Raw genomic sequence first — 12,721 nt, 5'->3', positions numbered from 1 at the left:
TGCCTCCTAAACTTTATAAATATTCACATCGTCTTTAAGATGTTTGGCAATATTATCCAAATTATGAATAAACGCCATCATCTCTTTTATTCCGCTTGAAAAAGTTGAAGTAGTGCGATTTATTTCATTCATACTCTCAACAATTTGCTCAATTCCAACAGCTTCTTGACGGATTGCCACCTCAATGTGTTGGCTAGAAATGGACGCTTCATTAAGCATTTTACTTAGAGTTTTAATTACTTGGCCTGCTTTCTCAATCAGTTTTGTTCCTGAATCAAGAGACTTCGTTCCTTCCTCGGTCACGGTGACTGCTTTTTCAGTGGTCCGTCGAATATCCTCAAGAATTTTTTGGACTTGTACAGTAGACTGTTCTGACTGTTCTGCAAGATTTCTTACTTCTGTGGCTACAGCTGCAAAACCTTTCCCAGCTTCACCGGCTTTTGATGCCTCAATCGATGCATTTAATGCCAGCATTTTTGATTGTTGTGCTAGGGTGTTGACGACCGAGGTAATATCGCCAATTTGTTGGGTGTGGTTACTTAAATCAAGAATGGTTTGTGCTATAAGCTTCATTTTTTCTTCTGAGGCTTTAATGCCATGAATGCTTTGTTCGACGGATTCAGTACCGAGTTTCCCTTGTTCATAGGTGTTCTTCGCTACTTCCCGCAGGGTTTGTGCTTTCAACATGGTTTGTTTTGAGCTCTTATCAATTTCTTCTAATGAAGCACTGATTTCATTGATAGCCGAGGCTTGAGACGTAATCCCTTCTGCTTGTTCATTTGCAGAAGTGAGAACGGTTCCCACCATAGTGACAATGTCATTACTGACTTTGGTAATTTTTGCTGTAATTGATGCCAAACCATCCGTCATCAAATTTAAATCTTTACCGAGATCCTGCAGTATATCTTCTTTATCGATTTCAAGACGTTCTCTGAGATCTCCCGCTGCAACTTTACTGCTATGTAGCCTGAATTTTTTCGATGAATTAACAAGCTTCTCAAATAATTCCCGTGATTCCTCTTCTTTGGTGCGGAGGATTTCCTCATTTTTTCTAATTGCTTCTTGCATGGTTTTGAGGGATAAAAGCAATTTTCCTAATTTATCTGCTGAATGAATTTGGATAACTACATTACGTTCACCCGCAGCAATTCGTTCTGCTATATTAATTGCTTTGTCTACAGGATTGGCAATCGCACGCTGTGTTATATAAGGAACTAAAATCGTGAGGATAATAGTAAGGCTCAATAGCCAATAAGCGATCATCTTTAAAGAGCTTAAGCTGTCATTGATTGTATGGGTATTTTTTTCTATTTCCTGCCCTAAAAGCACATATAACCCACCATTTCTTTTACCTAATTCTGGAGAATAGGAGCCCAATAAAATGTCAATCATTGCATTTTCAACAGTTCTTGTCATATGTCTGCTATTTTCTACATTATTTTGATTATTGGGATCTCTAGGGGCATTTATTATGGATGCTTGAATATCATAAAGAGGGATATATAACTCTTGTAATTTATCCCATGCATCCCTTAAGTTTTTGTTACCCAGGGAGTGCATTGCTTGATCCCATTGATTGCGAACCTTATTGATTTCATTCCACAGCAGTGCAAAATGTTCCCTGGCCTCCTGGTCGCCGGTCATTGCCCAATGTTCAACAAGATCTTGTGCTTGGAATATTTGACTATCAAGAATTTGGGGTAAGTTTTCACTACGAATTTTTTGACTTAGATAGACCACCGTATCTACTTTTGGTATCAAAAACATCATTAATATCAATAAGGGCAAGCTCAGGGTCATAAAACCAATAAGTAATCGAGCACGTACAGTAATAATAAAACTTCGTTTATTACTATTAGTTTCCATGAGACTCTCCTGTCTTGTATAAACGCATTTTAATTTCTTGGTTTAAGCTGGATATCATCGTTTCCACATTAAGGATTGCAGTGGCCGCATGATGTAATCCCAGGATATATTCTGGATTAGCAATGTTGACGGCGGATAATGGGGCCGCTAACTGGTCCGGTTGATAAGTCTCACTGCCTTCAATACGATAAGTCAGCAAGCCAAGAGTGGTATTGTTTGCCCGGATAATGATAATAAATTTATTGTCCTGTTTCGGATTGTGTTCCGAATGTTGAGGATGAAAAAATTTGTTGAGATCAACCACAGTAATCAGCGTACCACGCCAATTGATCACCCCGGAGATAAAATGAGGTACAAAAGGAGGTTGCTCTACAGGGGCATTATGTAAAATTTCTTGAACGTATTGATATGAAACGCCATAACTTTCATTTTGGCCAAGCTTGAAATGAACAAAAGAGATACCATGATTCTTGGTGGTATCAATTTCCTGTTTTGCAAGTTGCAAGGCCCTTGATTTCAGGATTTTTATTGCTAATTCAGTTTTGGGCATCAAAGCGGAAGCGTGCTGTTGTTCTTTATTCATCATTCAATATCCTTCTTTGATTCACTGCTGCTATCGAGCGAGAAATAGATTGCACCATCATGATGAAAAACAAGATTTGTCCCATTGGTGACAATAGGATCGGATGCACCTAATATAAGATAAGCGTTTTTATGCATACATGCACTTAGCTTTTTCATAATTTTTGCAGCAAGTTCATTATCAAAATAAATAAGCACATTGCGGCACAAGATCAAATCCACCTCAAATATTCCATTGATTATGGAGGGGTAGCTGTTATCGCATAAGTTAAGGAATTTAAATTGTACTAAATCACGAATCTCGGGTGAAAGAACGTAAGTCCGGTCATTTTTCACGAAATAGCGTTGTAAGTATTTTTCTGGAATAGAACGCATGGACCATTGCCCGAAAATAGCTGCAGATGCTTTTTGAAGTGAGTTGGTATTGATATCGGTACCTAATAAATAGAGGTCCCATAGGTCAATATTGGGTATGAGCTCCGCCAACAATATGGCCAGGGTATAGATTTCTTCACCCGAAGAACAACCAGCACTCCAAATTTTTAAAGAGAAGTCTTGTGATTTTTGATTAATTAAATCAGGTAACAGTTTATTCTCAAGCAACTGCATTTGATTTTTATCACGAAAAAAATAACTTTCTCCTACAGTAATTGCTGCAACTAAATCAGCTAATAAAGAGGAATTGCTGGCACAGTTATTTAATTGCTCTAAGTATTCTTGGGGTTGATAACTGAATTTATTGCATGCGACAGCAATGGTTTTTGTTAACTCTTGTGCTTGATTCACATGGATGACCAATCCATAGCGCTTATGGATTAACTCGATAAATGCAGATTCAAGTTTTTTTATGTCATTTAATGTATTATTACCCATGTTATATTACTCATGATTGGTATCTGCCAGGTTGATTTCTTGCGTTAACTTTAGAGCTAAAACCCAATTGATGTCGAGCAATAGAGAAACCCCGGTTTCTAAAGTGACAGCGCCCAGGAACGGTGAGTTATTCGTTGTAAATTCTTCATGTACTTCGATTTGCTGTTTGTCGATATCACTCAATCCAAGCACTTTATCAACAATCAGACCCACTTGATGCACTCCATCGGAGCACAGTAGGATGGGAATATTTAAAGGGTATATTTCATTTCGTATCAAGCCAGTACAAATTGCCAGGTCAATAACAGGAATGCATTTATTTTTTAGATTCATCAGCCCTACAAAATAGATAGGGCTAGACGGTACAATTTCAAGCATAGGCAAGGGCAGAACTTGTTCTACATAGTGTAAATCCATACAGACTTTTATGTCCTGCAAAAGAAAGTGGAGAACTGTAAGGTTCTGCTGGGGCACTTTATATGGTTCCTTAAAAAGTTCTTTCGGAAATTTACTGAAGGGAGCGAATGATTTCGTCGATGCAACGCCTCTGTTTGCACTTTATCCCCCGCAGCGAGTTTCCTAAGAGTTCTAATATCTGTAAATTAAAACCATCATTGAGCACACAAATCCGGGGTCGCAGATGGAGCCGAAATGGTTCATTCTATCTTATAGTTATAGACCTTATAAGATTGATGTACAAGAGCTATTCTAGGTGCTTTATAAACGGGTATTGGCTTTCTGAACTGTTTGAGCAAGGAGTGTAACCCAAAGTTCTGTAGCAAAAACCTACTAACCTAAAGAGTCCTCTCTCCCACAAGTGGGAGAGGAGGCAGGGGTGAGGGTTTATTCGCTAAGACTAAATCACCTCATCCGCCTGACGGGCAGCTTCTCCCATGGGGAGAAGGGAGCCTGGGGGAACAATAGTGCTACTTCTCTTTGGATTCCTCATGTGCAAAATAATTTAAATCCAACTCTCGGGCTGCTTTTACATCATCCAACCGTTTGACAGGCAGCGTATGAGGCGCATCTTTGACCAAATTAGGATTTGTGGCCGCTTCTTCTCTAATGGTTTTCATAATCTCCACAAAGCGATCCAATTCCTCTTTACTTTCAGTTTCGGTAGGTTCAATCAGCAGACATTCTGGGATGAGCAGTGGAAAATAGGTGGTTGGTGCATGGACCCCATAATCCAATAATCGTTTGGCAAAATCCATTGCAGTAACACCATACATTTTCTTTTCTGGACTTAAAGTAAGAATAAATTCATGAGAAGCTCGCCGGTTTGGATAGGCTGCGGTAAAACCTGCTTTAGTGAGTTCTTTAAGCAGATAATTTGCGTTCAATGTTGCATATTCTGAAACACGGAGTAACCCTTCTCTGCCAAGAACACGCATATAAAAATAAGCGCGCAGCAAAATGCCGGCATTTCCCATAAAACAGGATAAGCGGCCAATACTTTGTGGATAATCTTGATGGGTTGCCCACTGATATTCGGAATTCGTTTTTTTCACCACCGGTAATGGCATGAAAGGGAGTAAGCGTTTGCCTACAGCCACAGGACCAGCACCGGGGCCACCCCCACCGTGAGGAGTAGCAAATGTTTTATGTAAGTTTAAGTGCATGACATCAAAACCCATGTCCCCGGGTCTAACTTTTCCTAAAATAGCATTGAGATTGGCTCCATCGTAATACAATAACCCCCCTGCTTGGTGAACAAGGGCTGCTATTTCTTTTATTTGACGCATAAACAAGCCCAAAGTAGAGGGATTAGTTAGCATGATGCCTGCTGTTCTTGGCCCTAGTTTGCTTTTTAATTCTTCCAGATCGATATCGCCATCTGCAGCAGTCGATATTTCAACAATTTTAAAGCCACACATGACTGCAGAAGCGGGGTTTGTACCATGAGCTGCATCAGGAATTAGCATTTCATCACGTGCGGTGTCGCCTCGAGATTGATGATAGGCTTTAATCATCGCAACTCCAGCAAATTCACCTTGGGATCCTGCCATGGGAGTCAAAGAAACACCTGCCATGCCTGTAATTTCAGCAATATGCTCTTGCAAGCGATACAATGCTTCCAATAAACCCTGGCTGTTTTCTTCAGTTGCTAGAGGATGACGATTAAGAAAATTAGCCATCGATGCTGCTTTGTGGACTCCTCGCGGATTGTACTTCATGGTACATGAACCCAGAGGATAAAAATTGCTGTCGATTGAGAAATTTTTATGGGATAAACGGGTAAAATGCCTTACCACTTGTAATTCGGAGCAAGCGGGCATTTTGGGAGGCGTTTTCCGCTCCAATTCAGCGGGAATGGCGTATTTGCTGGTTGAAATTTTGGGCGCTTGGGCAGCTGCCTGACGGTCTTTTTTAGATAATTCAAAAATCAACATAATTTGCCTTCCATTTTTTGAATAAATTCTTTAAGTTCAGCGCGATGGTTGACCGGAGTAAATTCAATAAATTGATACTCGGCGATCTCCGCCAGATAATAGGGATCCTTTTTGAATATGGATTCGAGATAAGCTCGATCATTTGAAGCTGCGATGATGATTCCACCAGTGCGAGGCTTCATAGGACCTGAGACCAGCAATAAGCCTTGTTTATAATAGTAATCAAGGAATTCTCTATGTGCTTGCAGGTATTTATCCACTTCACTAAGAGGAACTAAATAGGTCAACTGAATTACAAACATGAGTCACCTCGTTGAGACATGATGGATTTCAACGTTTTTGCATAAAACGCGATGTCCTCTTGCGTTCGCATTTCCGTAGCACAAATTAAAAGGGTATTCGCTAATTGAGGGTAATGAACTCCTGGGTTATAACCTCCAGTTATACCCGCATTCGCTAATTTTTTTAAGACCTGTTCTACAGGTTGATTGAGTTTCAGCAAGGCTTCATGAAAATAAGGTGCAGTAAACACGAGTTCTACACCATCAATTTCGGTTAAGGCGTCGACTAATTCATGAGTATTATGGTGGCATTGGCTTGCAACTTGGCGTAATCCTTCGGCGCCCAAAAGACTCATATGAATGGTGGCTGCCGTAACCAATAAGCCCTGATTGGTACAAATATTTGAGGTTGCTTTGGCACGGCGTATATGTTGCTCCCGTGCTTGTAAGGTTAGGGTAAACCCTCTTTTTCCATCTTTATCCAAAGTACATCCGATAATGCGTCCAGGCATTTGGCGTACATGAGCCATACGTGTGCTTAAAAACCCAAAATAAGGACCGCCTGATGCCATCGGTGCCCCTAAAGGTTGACCCTCGCCACAGGCAATGTCTACGCCATGTTGGCCCCAGGCTCCTGGCGGTTTTAATAAGGCAAGTGATACAGGATTGACGCAGGCCACGCTGATTGTTTTGTTTTGATGAGCCCAATCACTCAGCTCATCTACTTTTTCCAAGCAACCAAAAAAATTAGGTTGAGCAATAACCAATGCTGTAATATCTTCTCCTGCATATTGTTCCAATGCCGCAAGAGAGGTAATGCCCTGTTTCTCATCAAAAGGCAAAGTAATCACTTCAATGTGCTGATTCCGCAGAATGGTTTCAATGGTTTCACGATAGAGCGGATGAGTTGTACCGGTGATTAATACTCGGTTTGTTTTACTGTGCTTATTGACACGCACTGCCATTAAAATAGCCTCAGCAAGCGCGGTAGCACCATCATACATCGATGCATTGGATACCTCCATGCCTGTTAGTTCACAGATCATGGTTTGGTATTCGTATAACAATTGCAACGTGCCTTGACTGGCTTCAGCCTGGTAAGGCGTGTATGCTGTTAAGAATTCACCACGCGAAGCAATATCCCACACTGCTGCAGGTATGTGATGCTCGTAGCATCCTGCACCTAGGAAGCAGATTCCGTTACGGTTTTTATTCGCCAGTTCTTGAGCTTCTTTTAACATATCCATTTCATTGATGCCGGCAGGTATATTTTGAAATCCTGCATATTGCAAAGACAATGGAATTTCATCAAACAAAGTTTGGGTATCTTGCACGCCAATGGCGTCAAGCATCGCTTTGCTGTCTTCGGACGTGTGTGGGATATAAGGCATGATTAGTGTTCCTCAGCAATCTCATTTTGATATTGTTCAGCAGTTAATAAACTGTCAATTTCACCAGGATGACTCGGTTTCAGCTTGACCAGCCAGCCAGCAGTATAAGGGTCCGAATTAACAAGCGCTGGATTTTCGACGACTACTTCATTGACCGCGGTAACGACGCCACTTACGGGGGCATAGAAGTCAGAGGCAGCTTTTACTGATTCGACAACACCTAACTCTTCACCTGCGCTCACTTCATCACCTACTTCAGGCAATTCTACAAAAACCATGTCACCCAATAATTGTTGTGCATGATCCGTGATGCCTATGGTTACTTCATTTTGCTCTTCTTTGAGCCATTCATGGGTATTTGTGAATTTCAATTCATTCATTCGTATTATCCTTATTTAATTATATAACCACTTAATTCAAAATGTTTTGTAACGATTCAGCTGCAATGCCATATTGGGCACATCTTGGGCGAAAAGCACGCTGAAAAATGCTCGCATAGCCATCTATGCTGCGCTTTCCGCCCAGCCTGCGCTCAAATCTGTCTGTTCACTAAGATTATGAAATCATAATGAATCGATACTGTGTTTTAAAGCGCTTTTCCTGATTTAACAAAACGGGGTTTACCTACTTTTGCTGGAACTAATTTGCCACGAATATCAACCATGACTTCATCACCTGTTTCAACGGGGACTCTTGCTAAAGCAATCGATTGTTCCAGAGTGGGTGAATAGCTGCCGCTAGTAATAATCCCATCTGCGCAGCCTGGAATTACTACCTTTTGCCCATGACGCATAATCCCTTTATCTAACAAGGTAAGTCCTACCATTTTACGCTTGATACCTATTTGTTTTTGCGAAAATAAGGCCCCCATTCCGATAAAATCACGATCTGCAGGCTCCCATTTAATGGTCCAAGCAAGACCGGATTCTAAGGGGCTAGTGGAAGTGTCCATATCCTGGCCGTAAAGAAGCATGCCCGCCTCCAGCCGCAGCGTATCTCGAGCGCCTAAGCCACAGGGATGTACGCCCACCTGCATTAAGTTATTCCATAATTCGACGATGCTCTCTTGAGGAACGATGATTTCAAATCCATCTTCTCCAGTATATCCAGTGCGCGCAAAAAACCATTGTTCGACATCCACACATTCAAAATGTGTCAGTGTAGAGACTGCATCAATTTGCGCAGGATTAAGCGTTTTCAAGGTTTTTTCTATTGCCTGAGGTCCTTGGATGGCAATCATCGCCAATTCTCTGCGCTCTTGTAGACCCACCGCAAACCCTTCACTTTTTTTGCGAATCCAGGCTAAATCATTGTGTCGTGTTGCCGAATTGAGGACTACGCGGTAATTATCGGAAGCACGTTGATAAACGATGAGATCATCAATCACTCCACCATGTTCGTTGCACATGCAACTATAAAGCGCTTTCCCATTGTGTTCGAGTTGATCCACATCATTCGTTAACAGCTTACGTAAAAACTGGCGGCCACCGGCGCCAAGTATGTCAACAATGGTCATATGCGAGACATCAAACATGCCGGCATCCTTTCGAACATAGTGATGTTCATTGATCTGTGATCCATAATGCAATGGCATTTCCCAGCCATGAAAATCAACCATTTTAGCGCCACATGCTTGATGAGTGGCATGAAGAGGGGTTTTAGCAATCATTGTACGTCCTTTTTCAATCACCTTGATGTGGGTGATTATACCTATTGCGATATATACTGTATATTGCATACTGCATATTTCTTAGGACTACTTTAATGATTGGGCTAAATGTTTGGCGTTGGATGCTGGATTTAGGTTGGTTGCTCTTTCTTTTAATACTCTTCAGACATTTTTGGCGTGATAGACAAATTTTGATACAGGCTCAATCATGGCTAAAAGTTAAGGGATATATTACCGCATGTGAATGGACTACAGTCGGCCATAGCGTTTGGCCTAAAATTGAATACACTTATCAGATTAACGATCAGAATTTGACAGGTGAATATTTGTTTTTGGATACTGCTCATAATAATCCGAACAGTAAATATTCCCGCGGAGTAGCATATAAAGCTGCCGTAGCCTTTCAAGAAAATGAGGCAATTGATATCTATTATAATCCTAATCATCCGGAGCAATCTGCTTTAGACGTTTCCATGCCAACCAAATTAAATATTATATTGAGTTTGATTGGCATATTAATTGTGGTGCACCTAGGTCTTATGGCTTGGCGTTATTGGGGGTAGGTGCGCTGGCAGGTGGGGTACCGGTTGATGGTTTATTTGTAGTACTCGGAGAAGGTGTGCTCGTCGGTGTTTCACTGTCTTCTTCGACAATGCATTTACAAGCGGGTTTCGTTTCGACAGACTGTAAGTTGGTCATGCTGTATCCGCGGACACCTTGGCCTGAAGGCGCGACCATAAAATTAATGGCTACTCTCAAATGTTGCCGTTGCTGATACTGAGGATTTTGATAGACCACCAACAGCCTCATGTTTGCTTTCCAATGTGTGGGATCAATTTGAGTGATTACCGGGGGTTCCGTTGCTACGGAGCTTACTCTATATTGATTTTTTTGCACTGCTTCTGGCAATTTGGAAGCATTTAAAGCATTACTGAAGGCGATCCAGCCATCAGCAGTGAAATATTTGGCTATTTTCTTTTGATCTTCGAGGTAATTTTGATAGCTGTAGGTATATGTAGCGACAATTGCTTCATTGACCCAAACCGATAATTCAGCCTGTTCTGATTGAGCATAACTTAATTGGAAAAAAATGGACAATAAAATTAAGGCAAATTTTTTATTCATATGTATGGTCCTTTTACAATAAGGAGGGCTAGACTTCGTTTATTACATCATAGTGTAGCATTATTCAATACACATAAAAAAATCCCCGGCTGCGGCCGGGGCAAATTGGATGTTTAGACAATAAATCTAAACATTGCCCCGCTTAAGAGGGGGTAAAGCGGAGCTAAGCATTCGGGGGAAATGCTCACTATATTAGACACAAAAAATATCAAAAAGTTCAATTATTAATCAAATTTTTATCATTTAAATCAATAAAGAATCAAATGCAATAAATAAGGTATTGAATATTATCGTATTTTAATAATTAAAGCAGTTATTATATTTTCAAATTTCTATCTAGAAACGTTGAGTTTTTTAAAGTTTAGTCGGATTAAAACAACTTAATTGAGCAGAAAAGTAGATATTCCGCTGCTTAAATCTATCGATTATGTTGTCTTTATGGTATTTTATTCCCCTTAAACAAGCAGCTGAACTCGCATCAATACAATTTAACCTGTATCACAATTTGAGATATAAGCTTATCTTGATGTTATGTTGAACTTCACTGCTTTTTCTATAAAAATAGGGCCTGTTTCAAATTCGCTAGATTGAGCCCAAATGACGTGATTTAGAGTATTAAAAACGCAGTGCCCAATCTACGTCACCCCGAGCACAGCGAGGGATGACAAGGGATAGTATGCAAGCGCATATCACGCCATTTGGGCTCAATCTAGCGCATTGTAAACAGACCCTTTACTGCGTGATTCATACGTTGCAGAGTGTGTTTCGGGTGTCGACAAAGTTATTAAGGGGGGCATGGTGCGAGAAAGTCGATTCTACTTTGCTAATCCTGATAGATTTGGCCGATATATAAATCGTTGGGATTTGTTGCTCCTTATTCTTATTTTTTCTATCTTGTTTTTTTTGGGGTGGGCCGGTTCGCAAATGGCTACTCCTTATCAGTTAGGACAGCAGATACCTATTTCTTTAGATCCTGCCAATCTGCCTTTTTATGCATTACGTACAGTACTTCGTATGTTTATTGCATTGTTTTTTTCAATCATTTTTACGTTTACTGTAGGACTTTGGGCGGCCAAAAATCGACGTGCGGAACAAATCATTATCCCTGCGATTGATATTTTGCAATCCATACCGGTCCTTAGTTTCTTATCCATTACCGTGACTGGATTTATCCGTCTATTTCCAAACAGTTTGTTGGGACCTGAATGCGCCTCCATTTTCGCTATTTTTTGTGCCCAAGTATGGAATATGACTTTTGGTTTTTATCAGTCATTAAAAACATTGCCTCATGATTTACAAGAGGTGTCTTCTATGTTCCGACTTTCAGCATGGCAGCGTTTTTGGAAGCTGGAAGTTCCTTTTTCTATGTCGAGCTTATTATGGAATATGATGGTTTCCATGTCTGCAAGTTGGTTCTTTGTGGTTTTATCTGAAGCAATTTCCGTAGCTCATCAAGACATCAGATTACCCGGGGTAGGCTCGTACATTGCTTTAGCAATCCAGCAACGGGATATCCATGCAGTGGGCTATGCCATTTTGGCAATGGTGATCGTTATTTTTTTATATGACCAAATATTCTTCCGACCCTTAATTGCTTGGTCCGAAAAATTTAAAACAGAACAGTCTCATGATGAAGTGGAATATCAATCTTGGTTGATAGACTGGATACGCGGTAGTCGGTTAATGAAGCAATTTGCTGAAGTCATCAGTATTTTTACTGATTATTTTGTCAATGCGCGCTGGCTTAGGATCAATGAGGCTAAAGCCATTAAAGAAGTTGATTTCAAAAGACAGAAACGTCTGGATCGGGTTTGGAGTATTTTAGTCTTTATCAGTGTTTGCTCAGGAGCATGGTTCCTATTACGCTTTATCCTTGCAGAATTGAAAGTCAGTGATATTTTACATGTATTTCTACTGGGGGCTGCTACAGGCACTCGAGTTCTTTGTTTGATTTTCTTGAGCTCCCTCGTTTGGATCCCAATCGGGGTGTGGATTGGCTTAAGACCAAGAATTGCACAAAAAATACAGCCTGTCATTCAATTTGTTGCGGCGTTTCCTGCGAATTTATTCTATCCTTTATTCGTGATTGCTATTGTCGCGTTCCATTTAAATGTAGAAATATGGGTGACGCCACTCATGATTCTTGGGACACAATGGTATATTTTATTCAATGTGATTGCTGGAGCATCTACTATTCCGCGTGAGCTTTATCTTGCTGCAGATAATTTTGGTTTGAAAGGATGGATTTGGTGGAAAAGATTGGCGTTGCCTGGAATTTTTCCCTTTTATATTACTGGTGCCATTACAGCCGCAGGTGGTGCATGGAATGCCAGTATCGTCGCGGAGTTTGTGAGTTGGGGAAATACTACCCTTAGAGCCACAGGCCTGGGTGAATACATTCAAGCCAGTACGGCAACTGGTGATTTCCCAAAGATTGCTTTAGGTACCGCGATGATGTGCTTGTATGTGCTTACTTTTAACCATTTGATTTGGCGTCCGCTCTATCGGTTGGCGGAAGAACGTTTTAACTTTAATTAAAAA

The 12,721-nt window shown here is 40.7% G+C and carries 12 protein-coding genes; 2 read left to right on the top strand and 10 right to left on the bottom strand.

Annotated elements, in window-relative coordinates; genetic code table 11:
- Positions 1 to 6 precede the first annotated feature (6 nt).
- The 9 genes from EL022_RS02570 to gcvT all read right to left on the bottom strand — a co-directional run bounded on the left by EL022_RS02570 (position 7) and on the right by gcvT (position 9,055).
- A complete protein-coding gene (locus tag EL022_RS02570) occupies positions 7 to 1,866 on the bottom strand; it encodes a methyl-accepting chemotaxis protein (RefSeq protein WP_028381562.1) in 1,860 nt (619 codons plus the stop codon).
- Complete coding sequence (locus tag EL022_RS02565; RefSeq protein WP_028381563.1) at positions 1,856 to 2,452, bottom strand: chemotaxis protein CheW; 597 nt, start codon at positions 2,450 to 2,452, stop codon at positions 1,856 to 1,858. The genes EL022_RS02570 and EL022_RS02565 overlap by 11 nt, the downstream gene beginning before the upstream one ends.
- Positions 2,449 to 3,321 carry a CheR family methyltransferase gene (locus EL022_RS02560; protein ID WP_028381564.1) on the bottom strand — a complete coding sequence of 291 codons (873 nt, stop codon included), beginning with the start codon at positions 3,319 to 3,321 and terminating at the stop codon, positions 2,449 to 2,451. The genes EL022_RS02565 and EL022_RS02560 overlap by 4 nt, the downstream gene beginning before the upstream one ends.
- A gap of 6 nt (positions 3,322 to 3,327) precedes the next feature.
- Positions 3,328 to 3,795 carry a chemotaxis protein CheW gene (locus EL022_RS02555; protein WP_028381565.1) on the bottom strand — a complete coding sequence of 156 codons (468 nt, stop codon included), beginning with the start codon at positions 3,793 to 3,795 and terminating at the stop codon, positions 3,328 to 3,330.
- Positions 3,796 to 4,247: 452 nt separating this feature from the next.
- Positions 4,248 to 5,714 carry an aminomethyl-transferring glycine dehydrogenase subunit GcvPB gene (gene gcvPB / locus EL022_RS02550; protein WP_028381566.1) on the bottom strand — a complete coding sequence of 489 codons (1,467 nt, stop codon included), beginning with the start codon at positions 5,712 to 5,714 and terminating at the stop codon, positions 4,248 to 4,250.
- On the bottom strand, positions 5,708 to 6,016 hold the full coding sequence (locus EL022_RS02545) for a YciI family protein (protein ID WP_028381567.1): 309 nt from the start codon (positions 6,014 to 6,016) through the stop codon (positions 5,708 to 5,710). The genes gcvPB and EL022_RS02545 overlap by 7 nt, the downstream gene beginning before the upstream one ends.
- Positions 6,007 to 7,386, bottom strand: coding sequence for an aminomethyl-transferring glycine dehydrogenase subunit GcvPA (gene gcvPA, locus EL022_RS02540; protein WP_028381568.1), 1,380 nt, complete (start codon positions 7,384 to 7,386; stop codon positions 6,007 to 6,009). The genes EL022_RS02545 and gcvPA overlap by 10 nt, the downstream gene beginning before the upstream one ends.
- A 2-nt stretch (positions 7,387 to 7,388) precedes the next feature.
- Positions 7,389 to 7,766, bottom strand: a complete 378-nt coding sequence (gene gcvH, locus EL022_RS02535; protein ID WP_028381569.1) for a glycine cleavage system protein GcvH — start codon at positions 7,764 to 7,766, stop codon at positions 7,389 to 7,391.
- 206 nt (positions 7,767 to 7,972) lie between these two features.
- Entirely contained in the window at positions 7,973 to 9,055 is a 1,083-nt protein-coding gene (gene gcvT, locus EL022_RS02530) for a glycine cleavage system aminomethyltransferase GcvT (RefSeq protein ID WP_028381570.1), read from the bottom strand.
- 95 nt (positions 9,056 to 9,150) lie between these two features.
- Here gcvT and EL022_RS02525 point away from each other — a divergent pair, with 95 nt between their 5' ends.
- Complete coding sequence (locus EL022_RS02525; protein ID WP_028381571.1) at positions 9,151 to 9,618, top strand: DUF3592 domain-containing protein; 468 nt, start codon at positions 9,151 to 9,153, stop codon at positions 9,616 to 9,618.
- On the opposite strand, the gene EL022_RS02520 is transcribed toward EL022_RS02525, so the two are convergent.
- Positions 9,593 to 10,180: a DotI/IcmL family type IV secretion protein gene (locus EL022_RS02520; RefSeq protein ID WP_028381572.1), complete on the bottom strand. Its 588-nt coding sequence runs from the start codon at positions 10,178 to 10,180 to the stop codon at positions 9,593 to 9,595. The two genes, EL022_RS02525 and EL022_RS02520, sit on opposite strands and share 26 nt — an antisense overlap.
- 798 nt (positions 10,181 to 10,978) lie before the next feature.
- On the opposite strand from EL022_RS02520, the gene EL022_RS02515 reads away from it, so the two are divergent.
- The gene (locus tag EL022_RS02515; protein ID WP_126325249.1) at positions 10,979 to 12,718 is read left to right on the top strand and encodes an ABC transporter permease; all 1,740 of its coding nucleotides are present in this window, start codon (positions 10,979 to 10,981) and stop codon (positions 12,716 to 12,718) included.
- The last annotated feature ends 3 nt before the right edge of the window (positions 12,719 to 12,721 follow it).

The organism is Legionella cherrii, from assembly GCF_900635815.1.
GTDB classification, from domain to species: domain Bacteria; phylum Pseudomonadota; class Gammaproteobacteria; order Legionellales; family Legionellaceae; genus Legionella; species Legionella cherrii.
The sequence above is the reverse complement of the archived record's forward strand: the minus strand, read 5'-3'. Positions and strand labels throughout refer to the sequence as shown.